Annotated in this window: 19 protein-coding genes and 1 pseudogene; 10 read left to right on the plus strand and 10 right to left on the minus strand. The window is 71.8% G+C overall.

Features of this window, described 5'->3' with window-relative positions:
- The first annotated feature begins 85 nt into the window (after nt 1–85).
- The 4 genes from AB0I69_RS00905 to AB0I69_RS00920 are packed head-to-tail and all read left to right on the plus strand — an operon-like array spanning nt 86 to nt 4,980.
- The gene (locus AB0I69_RS00905) at nt 86–658 is read left to right on the plus strand and encodes a 2Fe-2S iron-sulfur cluster-binding protein (RefSeq protein ID WP_363093310.1); all 573 of its coding nucleotides are present in this window, start codon (nt 86–88) and stop codon (nt 656–658) included.
- Nucleotides 655–1,647: a xanthine dehydrogenase family protein subunit M gene (locus tag AB0I69_RS00910; RefSeq protein ID WP_363093311.1), complete on the plus strand. Its 993-nt coding sequence runs from the start codon at nt 655–657 to the stop codon at nt 1,645–1,647. Before AB0I69_RS00905 ends, AB0I69_RS00910 begins: the two co-directional genes overlap by 4 nt.
- On the plus strand, nt 1,644–3,779 hold the full coding sequence (locus AB0I69_RS00915; RefSeq protein ID WP_363093312.1) for a xanthine dehydrogenase family protein molybdopterin-binding subunit: 2,136 nt from the start codon (nt 1,644–1,646) through the stop codon (nt 3,777–3,779). The genes AB0I69_RS00910 and AB0I69_RS00915 overlap by 4 nt, the downstream gene beginning before the upstream one ends.
- Nucleotides 3,772–4,980, plus strand: a complete 1,209-nt coding sequence (locus tag AB0I69_RS00920) for an XdhC/CoxI family protein (protein WP_363093313.1) — start codon at nt 3,772–3,774, stop codon at nt 4,978–4,980. The genes AB0I69_RS00915 and AB0I69_RS00920 overlap by 8 nt, the downstream gene beginning before the upstream one ends.
- A gap of 9 nt (nt 4,981–4,989) precedes the next feature.
- Here AB0I69_RS00920 and AB0I69_RS00925 read toward each other — a convergent pair whose 3' ends face one another.
- Together AB0I69_RS00925 and AB0I69_RS00930 are read right to left on the minus strand one after the other, a co-directional pair.
- Nucleotides 4,990–5,673: an HAD family phosphatase gene (locus AB0I69_RS00925; protein WP_363093314.1), complete on the minus strand. Its 684-nt coding sequence runs from the start codon at nt 5,671–5,673 to the stop codon at nt 4,990–4,992.
- 19 nt (nt 5,674–5,692) lie between these two features.
- The gene (locus tag AB0I69_RS00930) at nt 5,693–6,169 is read right to left on the minus strand and encodes an Lrp/AsnC family transcriptional regulator (protein ID WP_363093315.1); all 477 of its coding nucleotides are present in this window, start codon (nt 6,167–6,169) and stop codon (nt 5,693–5,695) included.
- Between the two features lie 201 nt (nt 6,170–6,370).
- Between AB0I69_RS00930 and AB0I69_RS00935 the strand changes: the two genes are divergently transcribed.
- Nucleotides 6,371–7,864 (plus strand): FUSC family protein, encoded by a 1,494-nt coding sequence (locus AB0I69_RS00935; protein ID WP_363094142.1) that lies wholly within the window; start codon nt 6,371–6,373, stop codon nt 7,862–7,864.
- Between the two features lie 284 nt (nt 7,865–8,148).
- On the plus strand, nt 8,149–9,186 hold the full coding sequence (locus tag AB0I69_RS00940) for a lactonase family protein (RefSeq protein ID WP_363093316.1): 1,038 nt from the start codon (nt 8,149–8,151) through the stop codon (nt 9,184–9,186).
- A gap of 91 nt (nt 9,187–9,277) precedes the next feature.
- Here AB0I69_RS00940 and AB0I69_RS00945 read toward each other — a convergent pair whose 3' ends face one another.
- From AB0I69_RS00945 to AB0I69_RS00960, 4 genes are all read right to left on the minus strand, one after another.
- Entirely contained in the window at nt 9,278–10,201 is a 924-nt protein-coding gene (locus AB0I69_RS00945; protein WP_363093317.1) for a hypothetical protein, read from the minus strand.
- A gap of 95 nt (nt 10,202–10,296) precedes the next feature.
- Nucleotides 10,297–11,322, minus strand: a complete 1,026-nt coding sequence (locus AB0I69_RS00950) for a BadF/BadG/BcrA/BcrD ATPase family protein (RefSeq protein WP_363093318.1) — start codon at nt 11,320–11,322, stop codon at nt 10,297–10,299.
- Nucleotides 11,319–11,996 carry a uracil-DNA glycosylase gene (locus tag AB0I69_RS00955; protein WP_329244629.1) on the minus strand — a complete coding sequence of 226 codons (678 nt, stop codon included), beginning with the start codon at nt 11,994–11,996 and terminating at the stop codon, nt 11,319–11,321. The genes AB0I69_RS00950 and AB0I69_RS00955 overlap by 4 nt, the downstream gene beginning before the upstream one ends.
- Nucleotides 11,997–12,114: 118 nt before the next feature.
- The gene (locus AB0I69_RS00960; RefSeq protein ID WP_363093319.1) at nt 12,115–13,200 is read right to left on the minus strand and encodes an exo-alpha-sialidase; all 1,086 of its coding nucleotides are present in this window, start codon (nt 13,198–13,200) and stop codon (nt 12,115–12,117) included.
- Nucleotides 13,201–13,479: 279 nt separating this feature from the next.
- On the opposite strand from AB0I69_RS00960, the gene AB0I69_RS00965 reads away from it, so the two are divergent.
- A complete protein-coding gene (locus tag AB0I69_RS00965) occupies nt 13,480–14,064 on the plus strand; it encodes a hypothetical protein (RefSeq protein WP_363093320.1) in 585 nt (194 codons plus the stop codon).
- A 77-nt stretch (nt 14,065–14,141) separates the two neighbouring features.
- Here the strand turns inward: AB0I69_RS00965 and AB0I69_RS00970 are convergent, their stop codons facing one another.
- The gene (locus tag AB0I69_RS00970; protein ID WP_363093321.1) at nt 14,142–16,175 is read right to left on the minus strand and encodes a HEAT repeat domain-containing protein; all 2,034 of its coding nucleotides are present in this window, start codon (nt 16,173–16,175) and stop codon (nt 14,142–14,144) included.
- Between the two features lie 87 nt (nt 16,176–16,262).
- Nucleotides 16,263–17,930 carry an acyl-CoA dehydrogenase family protein gene (locus tag AB0I69_RS00975; RefSeq protein ID WP_363093322.1) on the minus strand — a complete coding sequence of 556 codons (1,668 nt, stop codon included), beginning with the start codon at nt 17,928–17,930 and terminating at the stop codon, nt 16,263–16,265.
- A gap of 74 nt (nt 17,931–18,004) precedes the next feature.
- On the opposite strand from AB0I69_RS00975, the gene AB0I69_RS00980 reads away from it, so the two are divergent.
- Both AB0I69_RS00980 and AB0I69_RS00985 read left to right on the plus strand, forming a co-directional pair.
- Nucleotides 18,005–18,760, plus strand: coding sequence for a PaaX family transcriptional regulator C-terminal domain-containing protein (locus AB0I69_RS00980; protein ID WP_363093323.1), 756 nt, complete (start codon nt 18,005–18,007; stop codon nt 18,758–18,760).
- Nucleotides 18,761–18,804: 44 nt separating this feature from the next.
- The gene (locus tag AB0I69_RS00985) at nt 18,805–19,344 is read left to right on the plus strand and encodes a GNAT family N-acetyltransferase (protein WP_363093324.1); all 540 of its coding nucleotides are present in this window, start codon (nt 18,805–18,807) and stop codon (nt 19,342–19,344) included.
- A gap of 71 nt (nt 19,345–19,415) precedes the next feature.
- Here the strand turns inward: AB0I69_RS00985 and AB0I69_RS00990 are convergent, their stop codons facing one another.
- Both AB0I69_RS00990 and AB0I69_RS00995 read right to left on the minus strand, forming a co-directional pair.
- On the minus strand, nt 19,416–20,210 hold the full coding sequence (locus AB0I69_RS00990; protein WP_363093325.1) for a pectate lyase: 795 nt from the start codon (nt 20,208–20,210) through the stop codon (nt 19,416–19,418).
- Between the two features lie 32 nt (nt 20,211–20,242).
- Nucleotides 20,243–21,070: pseudogene (locus AB0I69_RS00995) on the minus strand (polysaccharide lyase family 1 protein); the annotation flags it as partial.
- A gap of 274 nt (nt 21,071–21,344) precedes the next feature.
- Here AB0I69_RS00995 and AB0I69_RS01000 point away from each other — a divergent pair.
- On the plus strand, nt 21,345–22,667 hold the full coding sequence (locus AB0I69_RS01000; protein ID WP_363093326.1) for a PHB depolymerase family esterase: 1,323 nt from the start codon (nt 21,345–21,347) through the stop codon (nt 22,665–22,667).
- Nucleotides 22,668–22,703: the final 36 nt, after the last annotated feature.

Consider the following 22,703-nt stretch of genomic DNA (forward strand, 5'->3'; position numbering starts at 1 on the left):
GACCGGCGCTTTCGCGCTCCCCGTGGGCTCAGGGATCTCCTCGTCCGGCTTCGACGCGCCCCATACCCGCGAGAGAAGGCTGATCATGGCCCCAGCGACGTCCAGCGTCATCACCCTCGACATCAACGGCGAGAAGTACACGCTGCCCGTCGACCACCGCACCACTCTGCTCGACGCCCTGCGCGAACGCCTCGACCTCACCGGCACGAAGAAGGGCTGCGACCAGGGCCAGTGCGGCGCCTGTACGGTGCTGCTCGACGGCCGCCGGACCGTCGCCTGCCTCCAGCTGGCGGTGGCCGCCGAGGGGCGTGCCGTCACCACCATCGAGGGCGTGGCCGACGGCGACCGACTGCATCCGGTACAGCAGGCGTTCCTCGAACTCGACGGCTACCAGTGCGGCTACTGCACCCCGGGCCAGATCTGTTCGGCCCTCGCGGTGATCGAGGAGCACGCGGCGGGCTGGCCCAGCGCGGTCACCGCCGACGTGCGGCCCGAGGCGGGGCCACCGCCCCTCACCGCCGAGGAGATACGGGAGCGGATGAGCGGCAACCTGTGCCGCTGCGGTGCGTATGTGTCGATCGTGCAGGCGGTCGCACGGGCGGCGGAGGAACGGCAGACCGAGGCGCAGCCGGCCGAGCTCAAGGAGGCCGCGGCATGAGGGAGTTCGAGTACCGGCGTGTGTTCGACGTCTCCGGCGCGGTCGCGCTGCTCGACGCGGATCCTGACGCCCGCTTCCTCGGCGGCGGTACCAATCTCGTCGACCTGATGAAGGCCGGCGTGGAACGTCCGGCGCGGCTCGTCGACGTACGCGAACTGCCCCTGGACCGCATAGAGATGACGGCCGACGGCACACTGCGCATCGGCGCCACCGTCACCAACAGCGACCTCGCCGCGCATCCCGAAGTCCGGCGCCGCTACCCGGCGTTGACCCAGGCCGTCCTGGCCGCCGCCTCCGGCCAGCTGCGCAACATGGCCACGGTCGGCGGGAACCTGCTCCAGCGGACCCGCTGCGCCTACTTCGCCGACGTGACCCAGCCCTGCAACAAGCGGACCCCGGGGGCCGGTTGCCCCGCGTTGAAAGGCGAGCACCACAACCACGCGATCCTCGGCGCCTCCGAGCACTGTGTGGCCACCCACCCCTCCGACATGGCGGTCGCACTGGCCGCCTTCGACGCGGTCGTGTCGTACGAAACCACTGACGGGCCGGGCGAGTTGGCGCTTGCCGACTTCTATCTCCCCGTGGGCGACACCCCGCACCGGGAGACCGCGCTGCCGCCGGGCGCGCTGATCACCGGCGTCACGCTGCCCGCCGCCCCGGTCGCCGCCAACTCCCGTTACCGGAAGGTGCGCGAGCGTGCCTCCTACGCGTTCGCGATCGGCTCGATCGCCGCCGCGCTCGACGTGCGGGACGGTGTCGTACACGAAGTGCGGCTGGCCTTCGGGGCGGTGGCGTCCCGGCCGTGGCGGGCGCGGGAGGCGGAGCGGTTGCTGACTGGGGGACCGGCGAGCGCGGAGGCGTTCGCGGCGGCGGCCGACGCCGAACTGGCCGCTGCCGAGCCCCTTGCGGACAACGCCTACAAGGTCACCCTGCTGCGCAATCTGGTCGTGGCCGTGCTGACCGAACTCGCCGAGGAGACCGCCCGATGACCACCACGACCCAGCCCGTCCGGGTACCGGGCGCCCACGGAACCGCCCACACCCGCGTGGAGGGACGGGACAAGGTCACCGGCACGGTCCGCTACGCGGGAGACATCCCCTTCGCCGAACTCGCCCACGGCTGGCTGGTGTTGTCCACCGTCGCCCGCGGCCGCGTCCGCGCGGTGCGGGCCGAACCGGTGCTCGCGATGCCCGGCGTCCTCGCCGTCCTGCACCACGCGAACGCGCCCAGAGTCAACACCGACTACATGAGCATCGTGGGCCCCCCGGACCCGGCCCTCGGCATCCTCCAGCACGACCAAGTGCCGTATGTCGGCTGGCCGGTGGCGCTGGTCGTCGCCGAGACGTCCGAGCAGGCCAGGGAGGCCGCCGAGGCCCTTGTCGTCGAGTACGACGAGGAGCCGCACGACATCGCGTTCTTCGCCGGACACCCCGACGCCTACACAGCGGCGGGCTCGCCCGCCGGGCCGCCCGAGGTGGTGAAGGGCGACGTGGAGGACGCCCTCGCCCGGTCCGCCGTGGTCGTGGACGAGGAGTACACGACCCCCGAGGAGCACCACAGCGCCATGGAACCCCATGCCGCGACGGCTCGTTGGGAGGGCGGCCGGCTCGATGTCGTCGACTCCAACCAGAGCACCGTGTGGGTGGCCGCCGAGCTCGCGAAGCTGTTCTCCCTCGACCCGGAGGCCGTGCGAGTGCGGGCCGAACACGTCGGCGGCGGCTTCGGGTCCAAGGGGGTCCGACCGCACCAGGTGGCCGCCGTGATGGCCGCGACCCTTCTGCAGCGCCCGGTCCGCGTGGTGTTGACGCGCCGTCAGCTGTTCTCCCTGGTCGGCTACCGCAGCCCCACCGCACAGCGCGTCAGGCTCGGCGCCGATCCCGACGGACGGCTGCGCGCCCTCGACCACCAGGCACTGAGCCGCACCTCCACCGTGCACGAGTTCGTCGAACCGAGCGCCGCGTACGGACGTCCGCTGTACGACGCCGACACCCACCGCAGTGTCTTCAAGGTCGTACGGCTCGACGTGCCGACCCCCACCTTCATGCGTGCCCCGGGCGAGGCCCCCGGCTCGTTCGCGCTGGAGTCGGCGCTCGACGAACTCGCGGAGAAGTGCGGCATCGACCCGATCGCGCTGCGCGTCCGCAACGAACCGGCCGTGGGACCCGTCTCCGGGCTGCCCTTCAGCAGCCGCAACCTGCTCGCCTGCTTCGAGGAGGGCGCCGGGCGCTTCGGCTGGGCCGACCGCGACCCGTGTCCCGGCGTGCGCCGCGAAGGGCGCTGGCTGCTGGGTACCGGCATGGCCGCGTCGACGTTCCACGTCGGGGTCGGCCCGTCCACAGCGGCGGTGACCGCGGAGGCGGACGGCACCTTCACCGTGCGGGTCAACGCGACGGACATCGGCACCGGCGCGCGCACCGCGCTGACCCTCGTCGCCGCGGAGGCGCTGGAGACGCAGCCGGGCCGGGTCCGGGTACACATCGGGGACAGCGACCTCGGAGCAGCGATGTTCGCCGGCGGCTCCATGGGCACCCGTTCCTGGGCCTGGGCGGTGATGCGGGCGGCGGCCGACCTGCGGGAGCAACTGGCCCTGGGCGGCGACATCCCGCCGGAGGGCATCACCGCGCGAAGCGACACTGCCGAGGCCGTCGCCGCCCTCAGCAAGAAGGAACGGCACTCCTTCGGCGCGCAGTTCGCCGAGGTCGCCGTGGACGTCACCAGCGGCGAGGTCCGCGTACGGCGCCTGCTCGGCATCTTCGCCGCCGGACGGATCGTCAACCCGCTGACCGCGCGCAACCAGTTCGTCGGCGGGATGACCTGGGGCATCTCCATGGCCCTGCACGAGGAGGCGGTCCGCGACCCGGCGTCCGGCGCCCTGGTCGGCCCGGACCTCGCCCACTACCACTTCTCCGCCAACGCCGACGTACCGGCCATCGAGGCGGACTGGGTCGACGACCCCGACCCGGACGACCCGGTCGGCATCAAGGGCATCGGCGAGATCGGGGTCGTAGGAACCGCGGCGGCGATCGCCAACGCCGTATGGCACGCCACCGGCGTCCGCCACCGCGACCTGCCGATCCGGCCCGACCGGGTCCTGACCGCGGGCGGGACGCCAAGTGCTTGACATCGCCGAGGAGTTGCACCGCTGGGTGCGGGACGGCCGGGACTTCGCGGTCGCGACCGTCGTCTCCGTCGGCGGCAGCGCACCGCGCCCACCCGGTGCCGCGCTCGCCGTCGACACCGACGGCACGGTCATCGGCTCGGTCTCCGGCGGCTGCGTGGAAGGCGCGGTGTACGACCTGTGCGTACAGGCCCTCCAGGACGGCGAGCCGGTCAGCGAACGCTTCGGCTACAGCGACGAGGACGCCTTCGCGGTCGGCCTGACCTGCGGCGGGGTGATCGAGGTCCTGGTCACGCCGGTGCGTGCGGGCGACCCGGTGTACGCCGCGGGGTTGGCCGCGGCGGCCAGGGGCGAGCCGGTGGCGCTCGCCCGGGTGGCCCGGGGGCCGGCCGAACTGCTCGGCAGGGCGCTGCTGGTGTATCCCGACGGGAGGCACGAGGGCAGCCTCGGCCCGAGGGACGCGGACAGCCCGGGCGAGGTCGGGGCGGACGGGAGCGGCCGCCACCGACCGCACGAAGGCCCCCGCGCCGGCCGGTCCCACCTGGACCGCACGTCGGCGGCCCAGGCCCGCGCGCTGCTGGACCTCGGCCGTACCGGAACCGTCGAGATCTCGGAGGACGGCTCGCACTGCCCCGGCGGCCTGACCCTTTTCGTCGAGTCCAGCGTGCCCCCGCCCCGCATGATCGTCTTCGGTGCCGTCGACTTCGCGGCGGCGCTGGTGCGGGCGGGCAGGTTCCTGGGCTATCGGGTGACCGTGTGCGACGCCCGGCCCGTCTTCGCCACCCGGAGCCGTTTCCCGGACGCCGACGAGATCGTCGTCGACTGGCCGCACCGCTACCTCCTGCGCACGGCGACGGACGAACGCACGGTCCTGTGCGTGCTCACCCATGACGCCAAGTTCGACATACCGCTCCTCCGCGAGGCCCTGCGGCTGCCCGCCGCCTTCGTCGGCGCCATGGGCTCGCGCCGCACCCACGAGGACCGGAACCGTCGGCTGCGGGAAGGCGGCGTCACCGAGCGGGAGTTGGCCCGGCTGCGCTCCCCGATCGGCCTCGACCTCGGCGGCCGTACGCCCGAGGAGACCGCGCTGTCCATCGCGGCCGAGATCGTCGCCGTACGGAACGGAGGCTCGGGTGTACCGCTGACCGACTCGGCGGCGCCGATCCACCGCGACCGGGACAAGCCCGTGCTGCGGGTGTCCTGACGCGTCCGGTCAGCTCCCGGTGAGCCAGTCGTACGCCCCCTGCGCGCTGAACTCCGCCTGGCCGCCCCGGAGTAGCAGTCCCGCCGTGGCGAACTCGGGGGCGTCGGCCTGCGCGGTCACGTACGGGATCGCGATGCAGCGCATTCCGGCCGCGTGCGCCGCAGCCGCGCCCGGAGCGGCGTCCTCCAGGACCACACAGTCGGCCGGGGACGCCCCGAGCCTACGGGCGGCCTCCAGGAAGACGTCCGGCGCGGGCTTGCCCCGCGCCACCTCGTCCGCCGAGACGACGGTCCGCAACGACGCGTCGAGCCCGGTGCCCGACAGGATCGCCTCGATCGCCTCCGGCGACGAACCCGAGGCCACGGCCATCGGCACGCCCTCGGCCGCCAGCAACTCCACGAACTTCCGCATCTCCGGGTACACGGGCGTGCCGGCCCGGGCCAGCGCCAGATAGCGGCGGTTCGTCTCCGCGAGCAGCTCCTCCACCGGCGCCTTCAGGCCGTGGCGTTCCTTCAGGAGGGTGAGTGTCTCCTGGGTGCTGATGCCGACGTAGCGCTCGTGCTGGGCCCACGTGAAGTCCGGGACGCCGTGCTCGGCGAGGGTCTGCCGGGTGGCTTCGTAGTAGTTCGGCTCGCTGTCCACGAGTGTTCCGTCGAGATCGAAGATGACCGAGAGGCCGCCGAGGTTGCTCATGGGTTCAGGATGCCAAGGGTCACTTCCCGGCCGCACGGCCGATCGACTCCACCAGCGGCAGCAACCGGTGCGGGACGCGCTCGCGCAGCGCCATCTCGGTACGGGTGCGGACCACGCCCGGCAGGCTGATCAGCTGCTGGATCACGTCCTCCAGGTGGCCGTTGTCCCGCGCCACGACCCGGGTGAGCAGATCTCCGCCGCCGGTGATCGAGAACGCCTCGACGATCTCCGGTACGGCGGCCAGCGCGTCCCCCACGTCGTCGAGATGCCCTTGTGTGACCTCGATGTGCACGAACGCGAGCACCGGGTGCCCGAGCGCGGCGGGGGAGAGGAAGGGGCCCGTACCGGTGATCACTCCGTCCCGCTCCATCCGGTCGAGACGGGCCTGGAGCGTGCCGCGGGCGACACCGAGCAGGCGGGCGTACTCACGCACGCTGGTACGCGGCTGCTCCAGGAGCAGCTTCAGGATGCGGGTGTCGAGTTCGTCCACGCTCATGACACAAGACTGTACCAATGGCTCAGTCCACTGCGATCGGGCCAATGGACCAGTAGATCGAGCGCCACTTGAGCCACTCGATCGGATGATGCTCTCATGGGTATGTCGATGGCGCTGCGGACCTCCGCGGCGCCTTTTTCATGCCGGTGTCCACCGGTGTCCAGGGGTATTCGCAGGGGGCGGGGAGCAGTGCGGGAAGCAGTGCTGAAGAGGGTGTTCGTGGCTCCGGACCCGGGGCGTACGCGGCTGCGCTTCGCCGGTCGGGCCGTCCTCGGTATCGGTCTGGCGGTCGTCGTCTGCGGGCTGACCGGGCAGTCCCTCGCGGGCGCCGTCACCGGCGGTCTCGCCGCGCTGCTGGCCCTCTTCACGGTCACGGACGCCACGGTGCGCGGGCAGGCCGTGACCACCGCACTGCTGCCCTGCGTGGGCCTGCCGGTGCTCGCCGCCGCGGCCGAACTGCACGACCACCCCGTCGCCCGGGACCTCACCTTCCTCGCCGTGGTCGGCGCCGGCGTCTACGCCCGCCGCTGGGGACCGCGCGGCCACAGCCTCGGCGTGTTCGCGTTCATGACCTTCTTCGTGGCCCAGTTCCTGCACGCGACCACCGCCCAACTGACCGCGCTGTACAGCGCAGTTGTCCTCTCCGTGCTCACCGCGGCGACGGTCCGCTTCGGCTTCTGGTGCTACGAACGCCGACTGCCCCCGACCGCCGTACCCGCTCCAACTGCCGCTCGCGGCTTGGCCCGTGTGACCACGCGGCAGGCGGTCCAGGCGACCGCCGGCGCCGGATTCGCCCTCGTCGTGGGTCAGTTGGTGTCCGGGCAGCGCTGGTACTGGGCCGTCGGCGCCACCTGGTGGATCTTCGTGAACACCGCCTCGCGCGGCGAGACCGTGGTCCGCGGCTTCCGCCGCGTCCTCGGCACGGTCCTCGGCATCGGCCTGGGCCTGCTGGTCGCCGTACCGGTCCACGGCGCCCCCGTCCCCACCGCGATCCTGGTCGCCGCCTGCGTGTTCGGGATCTTCTACTCGGCCGCCGTCTCCTACACCTGGATGATGCTCTCGGTGACCTTGATGGCCGAGCTGCTCTACGGCCTCCTCGGCGTCCTGAACCCCGGCCTGCTGGCCCTGCGGTTCGCGGAGACCGGCGTCGGCGCGCTCGGCGCCGTACTGGCCGTGCTCCTCGTGCTGCCGGTGACTACGCACACCACCACGGACGCCTGGATCCAACGCGCCCTGCGCTGCGTCCGCACCTGCACCGCCGAGGCCGCCGCCCGCCTCGCCGGTTCCGCGACCGCCGACCCCGCGGGACGCGTCGCCGAACTGGAGCAACTGCTCGGCCGGGTACGGCTCTCCGTCGCGCCCCTCGTACACCCGCTGAACCCCGTGCTCGGCCGCAAGCGCCGTGCCCGCCGGGTGGTCGCCCTGCTCGACGACTGCGCCCGCGAGATCCGTGGCCTCGTCGCCGTGGCCGCCGACCCGGAGGCCTCCCACGACGCCCGCCTCGCAGCCGCCTGCCGGCGCGTCGAGACCGCGGTCGAGGCACTCACCGACGGCGACGCCTCGCGGCTCGTCGCCACTTCGGCCCGGCCCCCGGCGTCACCCGCGCTGGCCCACCTCCACGGCCTGGAACGCGCCCTCGCGGAGCTTGCCGAGCCTCTGCGAGCAGGGTCAAGCTCGCGGCTCGTGGGAGCTTGAGCCGGTTCGGCCTGGTGGAACCGGAGGCCTCGCACAGCGCACCCCTGTCAGTCGCTTGCTGGTGGGCGACGCCTCGCGGCTCACGGCCACTTCCGCTCGGCCCCCGGTGGAACCCGCGCCGGCCCACCTCCACGGCCTGGAACGCGCCCTCGCCGAACTCGCCGAGCCCCTGCGCGCACGGTCCGGCATGCCCCGCTTCAACAGACTCGGCACTTTGGTCTAGACCGGTCATGATCGACTGCTATACCGTCACCCCGGACAGCACTGACCGAGAGGGGACAGCGGTGGCAGACGGCGGCAGGCGGGGACGGCGGGCGTTCATCGGGTCGTTCACAGCGGCGGGCGGCCCGGGTGTCGTCGGGGCGACCGTGGACGCGGACAGCGGCGCGCTGACGGTCCTGAGCAGCGTCGACGGCGTCCCCGACCCCTCGTACCTGGCGCTGGCTGCCGATGGCACCACCCTCTACGCGGTGAGTGAGACGGCCGAGGGTGCCGTGGCCGCGTACCGCGTGCACGGCGACAAGCCCGAGCTCGCGGGTCCGCCGGTGCGGGTCGGCGGCGCGGGACCGACGTACCTGAGCCTGTTCGCCGGGCACCTCCTGACCGCCGACTACGGCTCCGGCACCGTCACGGCCGTACCGGTCCGCGCCGACGGAACGCTGGCCGACTGCCCCTCGGGACAGCTCCGGCACACCGGCTCGGGCCCGCACGAACGGCGCCAGCAGGGGCCGCACGCCCACCAGATCCAGCCCGACCCGAGTGGACGTTGGGCGGTCAGCGTCGACCTCGGCACCGACTCCGTGCGGGTGTGCACGCTGGACGACGGACATCCCGTACTGCACCGCGAGATCGCCCTTCGGCCCGGTTCCGGCCCCCGCCACCTGGCCTTCCACCCGGACGGCACCCACGCGTACGTCCTCAACGAACTCACCCCGACCGTCACCGTCTGCCGCTGGGACGCCGAGAGCGGCTCACTGAAGCCGCTGACCGAGACACCGGTACTGCCGGGTGCCCCGGACGGCGACGCCGCCTACCCCTCGGGCATCGTGACCTCACCGGACGGCCGCTTCGTCTGGACGGCGACCCGCGGCGAGGACGTCCTGTCCGTGCTCGCCGTCGAGGACGAGGGACTGCGACTGGTCGGGACGGTGCCCTGCGGGGGCCACTGGCCGCGCGCCCTCACCGAGGCCGGGGGCAACCTCTACGTGGCGAACGAACGCTCCGGCGACGTCACCTGGTTCGCCGTCGACCCCGCCACGGGCGTCCCGCGACGCGGCGGTTCGATCGAGGTGACCGCCGCGTCCTGCGTGGTGTTCGACTGACCCCGCTGTTGTCTCCACGACATGCCGAAGGGCCCGCTCCCGCGTGAGGAGGGGCCCTTTCGGCGCTACGGCGTTACGCGTGCGGGGTGGGTCAGCGAACCGGAGCGCCCTGCGGCTGCGGCGGGGCGATGCCCAGCGCCGTCGTGTACTTGGCGAGCGCGAGCTTGCCGATCGCCGGGTACGGGCCGAGCGCCTCGGCGGCGGCACAGCCGGCCTCGGCGGCAGCCGCCTGCAGCAGAGCCGGGTCGATCTCCGGGCCGATCAGATACGGCGCGAGCGCCAGCTGCTGCGAGCCCGAGGAACGCAGCTGCTCGGCGATGGCCGCGATGGAACCTTCCTGGTCCAGAGCCGCCGCCATCACCGGCACGGCGAGCCGCGCGGCGAGCAGCATGCCGGTGATCCCGGCCGCCTGTACGGCCTCCTCGCCGCCCACAGAGGCGAGGATGATGCCGTCCGCGGCGGTCGCCACGGTGAACAGCCGGGCGCGGTCGGCGCGGGCCAGCCCCGCCTCGGAGAGCCGCACGTGCAGCGCCTCGGCGAGCAACGGGTGCGGGCCGAGCACATCGGTCAGGTCGGCCGCGACACGGCTGTCCATGACGGCCTGGCGGACCTGGCGCAGCAGCGCGCTGTCCGGACCGGCGAGGAGCGGCACGACGACCGCCACGGGACCGTCGGGCTCCTTGACGTCGGAGCCGGCTGCCCTGGCCTGCTCGAAGCGGGCGGTGCGCTCCTCGGCCGCGTGCGCGAGCACGGACGTCAGCGAGGGGAACTCGGCGTCGCCGCCGTCGAGGTAACCGATGCGCCCGTCAAGGCCGGGCAGCTCGGAGCGCGCGATGCTCACGACCTCCTCGGCGAGGCTGCGCGTGGCGGCGCTGGGCGTGCCCGGCACAGCGAGGACGAGCGCGGGCGCGCCCTCGGGAGCCGCCAGCTGCTCGGGGCGGCGGTGCCGCCCGGGCTGGCGAGGTCGCGGCATTCGTACTGGCAGGCCGGACGCGGGCCCAGTGGGGGAGCTCATGGCGACGCATGTTACTGGCTTCCTGGGCTCCCCTGTTCGGGGAGGGTGCAGGTGAGCGGTATCCGTCCTGTTTTGTCTGATGAGTTACGTACGGATCAGAAGTGATCACCTTGTCCCTTTGAGCTCGCCACGGACAACATCACGTCGTCACACGGCAGAGTGAGCGCGCCGGCAGCAAGATCCCGTGCGATCCGCACGGCACCGTCCAGCGGATCACCCTCCGCCGCAACCAGCCGCGCATGCGGCAGCCGTTTCGCCAACTCCTCGTGCAGGGGTACGAGGAGGGGGTCGCCCATCTTGAACAGGCCACCGGTGAGGGCTACTTGGGGCTCACCGGTCGCCGGGCAGACCGCGGCGGCCGACTCGACCATGTGCCGGGCCGCGGCACGCAGAATGCCCGCGGCCACCGGATCGTCCGGAGCACACCGGGCGACTCGGGGCGCGAAGGACGCGAGTACGGCGGGACGGTCCGGCCGTGGATAGAGCTTGCCGGGCAGCCCCGGCATCGGCCCGAACTGTTCCTCGGCGCAGGTCAGCAGCGGTCCGGAACCGCCGTCCCGCCCGTCGTGCGCACGCAGCGCCGCCTCCAGCCCGGCCCGCCCGATCCAGGCCCCGCCACCGCAGTCGCCGAGCAGATGGCCCCAGCCGTCCGCCCGCCGCCAGCCGGTGAGGTCGGTGCCGATCGCGATGAGTCCGGTACCGGCGGCGACCACGGCACCGGGCCGCGCCCCGAGGGCGCCGACGTAGGCGGTGACGGCATCGGCGGCGAGCGCGACCGTCCGCACCCCGAACTCCCGCGCCAGCGCGTCCGGCAGTTCGGCCCGCAACCCGTCCCCGAGGGTGGCGAGCCCGGCGGCCCCGATCACAGCCGTACCCACCTCGGCCACCCCGAACGCCTCGGCCTTGTCGGCCAACGTCCGCACCATCGGGACCAGTTGCTCCATGAGATGCCCGGCGTCGATCCCACGGGCACCGGTCCGAACAGGTTCCCCGGACGAGAGCGGGCCCGATCTTCGGCCACTACCGACCTCGCCCACGACGACCCGGAGCCCCGAGCCTCCCGAGTCCACGGCGAGGAACCTGCCCACGGCATCCGGTGAACCGTCCCCCGCAATCGTCACGGCAGGCGCCAGTCCACCGGTTGTCCTCCCTGCCGGACCAGCAGGTCGTTGGCGCGGCTGAAGGGGCGGGAGCCGAAGAAGCCGCGGTCGGCCGACATCGGGGACGGGTGGGAGGACTCCACCGAGGGCAGGTCGCCGAGGAGCGGGCGCAGGTTGCGGGCGTCGCGGCCCCACAGGATCGACACCAGCGGCTTGCCGCGCGCGGCCAGCGCCCGTATCGCCTGCTCCGTGACCTCCTCCCAGCCCTTGCCGCGATGCGCGGCCGGACTGCGCGGCGCCGTGGTGAGTGCCCTGTTCAGCAGCAGCACCCCCTGCTGGCTCCACGGCGTCAGATCGCCGTTGGACGGCTGGGGCAGCCCCAGGTCCGTGTTGAGCTCCCGGTAGATGTTCAGCAGGCTCGGCGGCAGCGGACGTACCTCGGGGGCCACCGAGAACGACAGCCCCACCGCGTGCCCCGGAGTGGGGTAGGGGTCCTGGCCGACGATCAGGACGCGGACGTCGTCGAACGGCTGTTGGAAGGCTCGGAGGACATTCGGTCCGGCCGGTAGGTAGGTGCGTCCCGCGGCGATCTCCGCGCGCAGGAAGTCCCCCATCTCGGCGACGCGTCCGGTCACGGGTTCCAGGGCTTTCGCCCAGCCCGGTTCGACGATCTCATGCAACGGTCGTGGTGCCACGGGCGTCACCCTACTGCCGTACCGGGCCCGGCGATCAACCGGTGGCCCGAGCCCGACCGAGAACGACCGAACCGTCGACTCCTCCGAACGAAGCCTCCCCGCCCGGGAGTTCGTGCCCTCATGCGATGACCGCGGCCCGGACGCACAGCACGTCGGGGAGGTGGGACGCCAACTGCTGCCAGCTGTCGCCGTCGTCGGCCGACGCGAACACCTCGCCGTTGCGATTGCCGAAGTACACGCCCGCCGGGTCCGCGCCGTCCGTGCACATCGCGTCGCGGAGCACCGTGCCGTAGTGGTCCTCGGACGGCAGCCCCGCCGACAGCGGCTCCCAGCTCCGGCCCGCGTCCGCCGTACGGAAGACCCGGCACCGGTGCTCGGCGGGCACCCGGTCGGAGTCGGCGTTGATCGGGAACACGTAGGCGGTGTCGCCGCGATGGGGGTGGGCCGCCGCCGCGAAGCCGAACGTGGACGGCAGGCCCTCGCCGATGTCCGTCCAGTGCCCGCCCGCGTCGTCGCTGCGGTACACCCCCCAGTGGTTCTGCAGATACAGCCGGTCCGGGGTCGCCGCGTCCTGCGCGACCTTGTGCACGCACTGGCCGAACTCCGGGTTCGGATCCGGCAGGAACACCGCGGCGACACCGGAGTTGGACGGTTCCCAGCTCGCGCCGCCGTCGCGCGTACGGAACACCCCGGCCGTCGAGACGGCCACCGTGACGGCCAGCGGGTCGCGCTCGTCGGTGAGGATGGTGTGCAGTCCCTCTCCGCCGCCGCCCGGTACCCACCGCGAGCGGGTGGGGTGTTCCCAGAGGGGGCGGACGAGTTCGAAGCTCTCGCCTCGGTCCTCGGAGCGGTACAGCGCCGCAGGTTCCGTACCCGCGTACACCACCTCCGGTTCCGCGGCTGCCGGGTGCAGCTGCCACACCCGCTCCAGTGAAGCCCCGGTGTCCTTGGGGAACTTGACCGCGGGCTGCGCCGGCTCGGCCCAGGTGCGGCCGAGGTCGTCGGACTGGAACACGGACGGACCCCAGTGAGCACTGTCACCACCGGCCAGCAGTCTCGGCGTGGCGCCGCGGGTGTCGACTGCGACCGAATACAGCGCCTGCGCGTTGAAGTACGGACTCTCGTCGAACTCCCAGACGCCACCCCGCCTACGCCCGATGAACAGGCCTTTTCGCGTACCCACCGCGAGCAGCACCTCAGTCATGCCGATCACCTCCGCTGCGATTTTGGCGACTTTGCCCCGCCACTGGCCAGTCTGCACCCCACCACTGACAGTCACCCCCGGAATCGGCGTCACCGCAGGTCAGGGCCGTGCCCCGGGCCTGGCGGACGGATCCGAGGGCCTTTCCCGTGAAGTCCCCGCGGACGCCTCGGAAATCATGGGACTGTCGAGTTGGGGTATTCGTCGTGAGCATCGAGGAGACGTCTCCCGTATGGGAGGGCGGTTCGGCATGTCAGTGCGTTCATGAGGAGGATGCCTTCGATGGCGTTCCGAGGTCCGAAGGTGTGGTTGTGGCGGTGGCGGCGCAATCCGCTCAAGCGTCGCGCCGATGCGATGGAGTCGTGGATCTTGCTCGGTGCTTGGCTGGTCACCGTCCTCGCAGGTGTGCTCGCCGGTCTGACGGCGACCCGGTCCGTCGAACACGAACTGGCCCAGGAACGCGTCACGTGGAAACCCGTGGTGGCACTGGTGACCCAGAACGCGCCCGGCCCGTCCCCGGCGGGCTCCGGCACGACGACCGGCGAACCCGTCTGGGCGAAGGTCCGCTGGGCGGCCGTGGACGGCTCCTCGCACACCGGCCAGATACGCGTCCCCGCCGGCAGCGCGATAGGCACTCCGGTGACCATCTGGACCGACCCACAGGGCCACTTGGTCACCCAACCCGCCACCGCCTCCCAGGCCCAGCTGCGCGCCACACTGATCGGCACCCTGCTGGGAGCGGGCGCCGCGGTGATTCCCTTCGTCGGCGCCCAAGCCCTGCGCGGTCGCCTGGAACGCCGGCGCATGGACCAGTGGGACGAGGAGTGGGCACGCTTCGGCCCGCTGTGGGGACGGAAGACGGGCTGACTGCCCGGGAAATGGCTTGAGCGCCCCCGGCATGCGGGTCGGCATGCAGGGGCCCTCGTCATGCCCGTCGCACCGACCTACCGGGTCCCACCCCTCCCGGCCACGACCGCCCGGCAGACCGCCAAGAGCCGCTCGTCCTCCAGAACGTCCTGGCTCCCATGCCCGCCCGACCGCGCCAAGTGCCGTCGCGGAGAGGCGAGTTCCGCCTCCACCAGGTCATGCAACGGCGCCCCGGCCATCCCCATGTCGACCAGACACGTGGCAACAGCGCCCCGTACGTACGGATGCTCTGCCCAAGCCGAGCGCAGCACCGGAAGCACTTGCTCCGCGTTCCCGGTGACCCGCCACAGCGCTTGCGCGCCCGCAGTCCGCTCCCCCTCGCACTCGGCCCCGAGCATCCGCGACAGCCCGGGCGACGCGACCCGCGCCGACGGCCCCATCCGCGCCAGCACCTCCGCGGCCCCCCGGCGCCGATGCGTGTCCGAACTCTCCAACTCCCTTACCAGAACGGGCAGTACAGCCGCCGGATCCCCCTCCACGGACCACAACGCACCCGCCGCGACGCCCGCGCAGTCGGACTCCAGCAGCCCCCGCAGCACCGGTACGACCCCGTCCGCGCCGCCCCCGAACGCGTCGAGGGCCAGGACCGCCGACTCCACGACCCGGTGCCTCGACCGCACTCCGTCCGGCATCCCGCGCAACAGCCGCAGCACCTCCGGCACGGCCTCCCGGTCGGCGAGCGCCGTCAGCGCGGACAGCAGCGGTACGGCACGGTCGAACGTCTCGGGGGAGTCGAGGGGTACCAGGCCGAGCCGGTGTCGTAGCGCCGGTGCGAGCGGTGCGGCGGACCGGCCCAGGTGGACGATCACCCGTCCCAGATCGTCGGGCACGACCGGCTGCGCGAGCACCTCGGCCAGCACCGGTGCGGCCCGTGGATCGCCGCTGCGGGCAAGGACCTTGAGCGGACCGCCCAGGGTCGGCGCCCGACCTTCCCAGCGGTGCACCCAGAGGTCGGGACGCGCGGTCACCAGCGCGTGGAGGTGGTCGGCGGCCGGTGCGGCCAGCTGGAAGAGATCCCCCAGGACCGACAACGCGGCATCGCGCAACTGGTCCGCCCCCGGGCCCAGTTGCCCACCGATCAGTTCGACGAGCGCCGCACAGTCGGCCCGCCACTCGCGGAACAGCCCCGCCGACATCCACACACCATTGCACCGGTCGGCCGGGTCCCGGCTGGTCAACTGCCCCTCCAGCAAGGCGATCCGGTCGGTCACCCGCCCGTCGAGCGCGGTGTGCAGGGTACGCAGCAGATGCGCGCCCTCCTCGTCCGAGGGCCGCAGGCGGCGTAACCGCCCGGCGAGCGTGCCCGGGTCCCGGTGATCGATGTCCGCCGGCCCGGAGAGGCCCGACCGGCGCCGCTCGGACCGCTCCCCGAGCAGTCCGACAACGGTGGGGACCAGGTCGGCGGGGAGCCGATCGGGTGCGCAGCCCGCGAGTTGACCGAGGGCTGCGAGCCGTAGCGCGGGGTCGTACGGTGGAACACTGTGCGCTGCCAGGACGTCCACCGCCTCGGCGGCCTGCGCCGGGTGCTGTCGTACGAACAGGCCGAGGCTCTCGGTCAGGGCGAGCAGGACCCGGTCGTCGCGCTCGACCGCGATCCGCTGCCGCAACAGGCCCAGCACACGCGCCGGTTGATCGAGAAACCGTACGAGCGCCTCCGCCGCTGCCCCGCGCACGCCGGAGTCCCGGTCCCCGACGAGCACGGCGAAGACCTCGGCCCCCAAGCGGACGGCGGCGTCCGCCGGTCCACGCCCGCCACCCGCTTCCCCCTCCGGCCGGTGTCCCTGTCCGATGCTGACCAGAAGTTCCACCAACCCGCCCCGGTCCGCGACCTCCTCACAGGCGACGAGCGCGAGCAGAAACGGAACGCAGGCGAGCGTCGAGTCGTACACGATCCCCTGGTGGTGCACCGCGCCGTACATCCCGTCGAGCGCGTTCGCCCGCTCGACGGGGTCCGCTGAGGCCAGTCCCCGGAGCAATCCGGGCACGTCCTCGGCACTGCCGTACGCATGTCGCAGTGAGGCCCAGTCGACCTCGTCGATCCCCGTGAACACGTTGCCCTCCCCAGACGAAGTGCCCGACTGATCGCGAGTCTGCACCACGCCACTGACAACGAAGCGGAATCGGGGGGTGACCGAGGGTCAGTCTTCTTCGGGCAGAGCGCGGGCGAGGATCGTGTCGAGGTCGGCGGAGTCGGGAAGTGTGCCGAAGGCGTACCCCCAGTCGCCGCCCAGCCGGGTCGCGCAGAAGGCGTCGGCGACCGCGGCGGGGGCGTGCCGTACCAGGAGGGAGGCCTGCAGGGTCAAGGCCATCTGCTCGACGAGACGGCGGGCACCCGTCTCGGTGGCCTCGCTCAACCCGTTCTTCAACCGGCTCACAGCGGCGTCCAGGCGGGTGTCCGCGCCCTGCGCCAGGGCGAGTTCGGCGAACAGCGCCTCCGCCGTGCCGGGGTCCCGGGTCAACGCCCGCAGTACATCGAGGGCGTTGACGTTTCCCGAGCCCTCCCAGATCGAGAGGAGGGGAGCCTCGCGGTAGTGCCGGGGCATGCCCGAGTCCTCGACGTAGCCGTTGCCGCCGAGGCACTCCAGGGCCTCCGCCGTGAAGGCCGGGCCGCGCTTGGTGACCCAGTACTTGCCGACGGCGGTGGCGATCCGGCGGAACGCCGACTCGGCGCCGTCCCCGCGCACCGCACGGTCGGCCGCGCCCGCCAGCCGCAGCGTGAGCGTCGTGGCGGCCTCCGACTCCAGCGCCAGATCGGCCAACACGTTGCGCATCAGCGGCTGTTCGAGCAGTCGCGCGCCGAACGCGGACCGGTACCGCACATGGTGGCCCGCCTCGACGAGCGTCTTGCGCATCAGCGTCGCCGACATCATCACGCAGTCCAGACGCGTGCAGTTGACCATCTCGATGATGGTTTTGACGCCGCGTCCCTCGGGACCGACGAGCCAGGCGACGGTCCCGTCGAACTCGGGCTCCGAGGACGCGTTGGAGCGGTTGCCCAGCTTGTCCTTCAGCCGCTGGATACGGAACGTGTTGCGGCTGCCGTCGGGCAGCACACGCGGCACGAGGAAACACGACAGACCGCCCGGAGCCTGCGCCAGGACGAGGAACACGTCGCACATCGGCGCCGACGTGAACCACTTGTGCCCGCGCAGGGTGTACACACCGGGTTCGGCGGTGGGGGTGGCCGCCGTGGTGTTCGTACGGACGTCGGAGCCGCCCTGCTTCTCGGTCATCCCCATCCCGGCCAGCAGCCCGCGCTTCTCGGTCGGGACGCGCAGCACCGGGTCGTACACCCGGCTGGTGAGCAACGGCTCGTAGACCGCGGCCAGTTCGGGTGTGGCGCGCAGGGCGGGGACGGCGGCGTACGTCATCGACGTCGGGCAGCCGTGCCCGGCCTCGGTGTGTCCCCACACCAACCCCCGTGCGGTACGGGCCACATGGGCGCCGGGGCGCTCGTCCGCCCAGGGCGCGCCTGCCAGGCCCTCGGCCACGGCGACGCCCATCAACCGGTGCCAGCTCGGGTGGAACTCGACCTCGTCGATCCGGTTGCCGTAGCGGTCGTGCGTGTGCAACTCCGGCTCGTGCCGGTTCGCCTGCTCACCCCACTCCTGCGCCTCCTCGCTGCCCGCCGTCCGGCCGAGCCGCCGCACGTCCTCCTCGGCCCAGCCGGCGCCCTCCCGGCGCAGCCCCTCCAGCAGGGCCGCGTCCTCGGAGGCGTCGTACGGGGACAGGGGTGGGGGCTGGTTGGTGACGTCGTGCGTGGCGTTCCGCGGCTGCGGCGGTATGTGCGCGAGTGTCTGGGCCATGCGGCCAATGTTGCACTATCCGTGCGATCGTATCAATGATGTAACAAGGGTATCGCCACGTAGAGTACGAGGCCATGCGGATGAACGTGTCAGAAGGGCCCGGCGAGGTGGACCTGCGCCCGCTGTCCGCGCGATCGGTCGTCCTCAGCCTGCTGCTGGGCACGCATCCGCCCGAACTGCCCGTACGGGATCTGCTGCGCGCCGTCGAACCCCTCGGTGTCGCCGGATCCACGCTCCGTGCCGCACTCAGCCGGATGGTGGCCGCCGGAGACCTGCGGAGCACGGACGCGGTCTACCGGCTCAGCGACCGCCTGTTGGACCGCCAGCGCCGCCAGGACGCGGCCGTACACCCCGAGACCCGCCCCTGGGACGGCGACTGGGAGATGACCGTGGTCACCGCGACAGGCCGCGGCCCCGCCGAACGCGCCGACCTGCGCGGCAAGTTGACCGCCCTCCGACTCGCGGAACTCCGCGAGGGAGTCTGGCTCCGCCCGGCCAATCTCCTACGACCCCGACCGGACGAACTCGGCGCGGTGACCCGGCACTTCACCACCCGCCCCGAGGAACCCGCCCGCCAACTGGCCGCGACCCTCTGGCCACTTGACGCCTGGGCGAAGACGGCCGAGTCGGTGCTCGCCCGGATCACCGCCACCACGGACCGCCCGACCGACCGTTTCACCGTACTCGCCGCCGCCGTACGGCACTTGCTCGCCGACCCGGTCCTGCCCCCCGAACTCCTGCCCGCCGACTGGCCCGGACCCGCCCTGCGCACCGAATACACGCGCCACCGACGGGAGTTGACCGCTGCCGTGCTGGGGAACCCGGCATAGGCAGCTCCGCTCGGTCGGGTTCGCCTCTCTGTTAGCGTGCGCGGATGGAAGATCTGGGACTCGTGGCCTGGCCGCCCGAGCCGGTCAAATCCGGGCGGCTCGTGCTCCGTGAGTCCGAGACGCGGGACCGTGCGACGTTCATCGAACTGCTCGCCTCGCCCGAGGTGCACACCTACCTCGGCGGTCCCCGCCCGCGTGACGAGCTTGAGCGCGAGACGCCTGAGGTGCCCGAGCACCGGCCCGGGAGCTTCGTCGTCGATCTCGACGGGGCGATGATCGGCCTGATCCTGCTCAGGAGAGCGACCGGGCACCGTCGCCCCGCTGCCGCAGGGAAGGTCGATCTCGGCTATCTGTTCCTGCCACGGGCCTGGGGATTCGGATACGCCGCCGAGGCGTGCGCGGCGGCACTCGGCTGGCTCGACGGCGTCCTTCCCGGCGAGCCCGTGGTGCTAACCACCCAGACCGCCAACGCCCGTTCGATGCGCCTCGCGGTGAAGCTCGGCTTCACCGAGGTGGAGCGGTTCGAGGCCTGGGACGCCGAGCAGTGGCTCGGCATGCGGTCAACGGCCGTGCTGCCTGGCTGAGTTCGTGCCGGAGCGGCCGTGCGAAGCGTCGTGCGGGGACGCTTCGTACGGCCGCCGTCACCGTGGCGGGCTCACTTGTACGTGATGTCCGACGACGCGTACTTGCAGTAAGTCCCGTCCGCGCCCGTGCCGTTGGTCGTCGGCTCCGCGCCCGTGTTGTTCCCGATGTACTTCTGGCAGGGGATCATCTTCTTGTTGGTGTCCCCGACGATCGTGATGCCCTTCAGGGTCGCGCTGTCACCGTAGTTGGTGTTGATGCCGACGATCCGGCTGCCCTTGTACGTCGCCTCGATGGTGTTGAGGTTGATCGTGCGCTTGTACTGCGTCTTGCAGTTGCCGCACGAGCGGACGAACGTACCGAAGGTCTGCGCCGCGAAGTTGGAGACGTTGAGAGTCCCGGCGCCGTTGAACTGGAACACCTTGTCGCTCGCCTCCTTCGCGCCACCGCCGGAGACGGTGTACACGTTGGACGACGAGGAGCCCAGGAAGGTCGCCGCGTCCTCGCCGACGTCCTCCCACCACACGTTCTGCAGCGTGCAGGCGCCCAGGCAGTGGATGCCGTCGGCGGCGGGCGAGCCGATGATGACGTTCTTGACGACGGCACCGGCCGCCAGCTCCAGGATGGGGCCCTGGTCCTCGTCCTGGCTGCCCGTGCCCAGGTCACCGCTGCCGTACAGGCGCAGCATTTTGTAGTCCTTGGTGCCCGAGACCGAGATCGTCGAGGTGACGGCCTGGCTGCCGCTCGCGGTCGGCCAGGTGGCGGCACTGGCCGACGAGAGCGTGCCGGATGCCATGATCATGCCAACGGACAGGCCGAAGGCGGCCAGCGCGCCGGTCAGTACGCGCGGTCGTACGGAAGAAGTCATGTCCCGATTCCTTCTCCGAGGTGGGGGAGTGGTCAGAGCTTTCCGGTGCCGGCGCCCGCGGTCACCGAGGCGACGACGGTCGAGGCGGGCTCGGCGGTGTAGCTGTACGGCGGGCTGGTGAACGTGCCGACCTGCGAGATCTCGGTGGCGGCTCCACCGAGGTCGTTGCCGCTGAGGTTGGCGTAGCCGTCCACGTCGCTGTCCCGGCTCGTCGTGACGGCGACCTCCGTGTCCCGGAAGACGTTGTTCTGGACGAACATCTGGGCGCCCATGCGCGAGTGCACGGCCGTCTCGGCGCCGACGACGTAGTTGTCGTAGAAGTGCCCGGTGCCGAAACGCAGGCTGGGGATACGGGAGTTGACCTGGTCGAACCAGTTGTGGTGGTACGTCACCCGTAGATGCCCGGTGTCCTCGCCGGCGTTGTTGTCGCTGTGGCCGACGAGCGAGCCCTTGTAGTGGTTCTTGAACGTGTTCCAGGAGACGGTGACGTAGTCGGAGGCGTGGCTGATGTCGACCAGGCCGTCGTAGAAGTCCTTGCCGTGGTCGAGGTCGGACGAGAAGGCGTTGTGGTCGATCCACACCCGCGTCGAGGCCTGCACGGTGATGCCGTCGGCGGGTGCGACCGGCTTGCTGATGTTCAGGTTGCGGACGACGACGTTCGTCACCTTCTTCAGGCGTAGCCCGCCGCCGGTGAACCCGGACGCCGAACCGACGCCCAGGACCGTCGTGTTGGACCCGATGTCGACCTGACCGCTCAGCGAGATCAGGCCGTTGACCTTGACCACGTTCGAACTGCTGCCGGTGACCGCCGACTTGAAGGCGTCCAGCGTCGAGACCGTGACGGCGGTGGCGCTGCCGCCAGAGCTGATCTTCGAGTACGCATGCGGGTGTGTCCCTTCGAGAGGGTGGGGTGATCGTGTACGTGAACGATGTACTCCGTGAAGGACCGTGCGGTCACACTCCTGAACGGAACGTAGGGTGCAAGCGCTTTCTAGTCAACGCTTGTGCAGAAACTATTCGAGGCGTGGGAGCGCTTCCATGGAGCTCATGTCCATGTCACGATGCCGATTGTTCTCCCCCGATTGCTTTGCCTGAGTGATGCCGCACGAGCCGCGATCAGGAAGGGGCGAAGTCATGGCACCCGCAGCCGCCAACACCCTCAAGTCCTCCAGAAAACCCCCGCGTTCGGTGCTCGTCGCCCTCTTCGCAGCGCTGGTGCCGTTACTCGCGGCGCTGACGCTCGTGGCACCCCCGGCCGCAGCCCGCACCGAGGCCGTCCCCACCGCGACCCTCACCGAGGTCACCGGCTTCGGCGCCAACCCCAGCAACCTGCAGATGTACGTGTACGTCCCGGCGGCCGTCACCGCGCACCCCGCGGTCCTGGTGGCGGTGCACTACTGCGGGGGATCGGGCCCGGCGATGTACTCCGGCACCGAATACGCCTCGCTGGCAGACCAGTTGGGCTTCATCGTCGTCTACCCGTCGGTCACCCGGGCCAGCAAGTGCTTCGACGTCTCCTCTTCCCAGGCCCTGCGCCGCGGCGGCGGCAGCGACCCGGTCGGCATCAAGTCCATGGTCGACTGGGTGACCTCGACCTACTCCGCCGACACCTCCCGCGTGTTCGCCCTGGGTATCTCCTCCGGCGCGATGATGACGAACGTCCTGCTAGGCGACTATCCCGACGTGTTCGCGGCCGGCGCCGCCTTCGCCGGAGTGCCGTTCGGCTGCTTCGCCACCACCGACGGCTCCGAGTGGAACACCGCCTGCGCCAACGGCACGGTCATCCAAACCCCGCAGGAATGGGGCGACTTGGTCCGGGGCGCCGACCCCGGCTACACCGGCCCCCGCCCCCGCATGCAGCTCTGGCACGGCACCGCCGACGACACACTGCGATACCCCAACTTCGGCGAGGAGATCAAGCAGTGGACGAACGTGCTCGGCGTCCGCCAGACCCCGGCCGCCACCGACTCCCCGGCGACCGGCTGGACCCGCACCCGCTACGGCGCCACCGGTGACCGGGCCCCCGTCGAGGCCATCAGCCTCCAGGGCGTCACCCACAACCTCTACACCTACGGCATGGGCGCCCGCGTCCTCACCTTCTTCGGCCTCGACTCCGGCTCCGTGCCCCAACCCCCTGCGGGCGCCTGCAAGGTGACCGTCACGACCAGCGCCTGGAACACCGGCCTCACCGCCTCCGTGACGATCGCCAACACCGGCACGAGCACCGTCAACGGCTGGCAGCTCGGCTTCGCCCTGCCCACCGGTCAGACCATCACCAACGGCTGGGGCGCCACCTACAACCCGGCCTCCGGCACGGTGACAGCCACCAACGCGTCGTACGACGGCACGATCGCCCCCGACGCGAGCGTGACCATCGGCTACCAGGCGAACCACACCGGCAACAGCGCGGCGCCGACGGCCTACATGCTCAACGGGACGGCCTGCACGGTCGGTTGACCTGCACTGGGCGCGCAGCTTGCCCCTCATCCCTCC

The organism is Streptomyces sp. NPDC050508 (assembly GCF_040655155.1).
Lineage (GTDB): Bacteria > Actinomycetota > Actinomycetes > Streptomycetales > Streptomycetaceae > Streptomyces.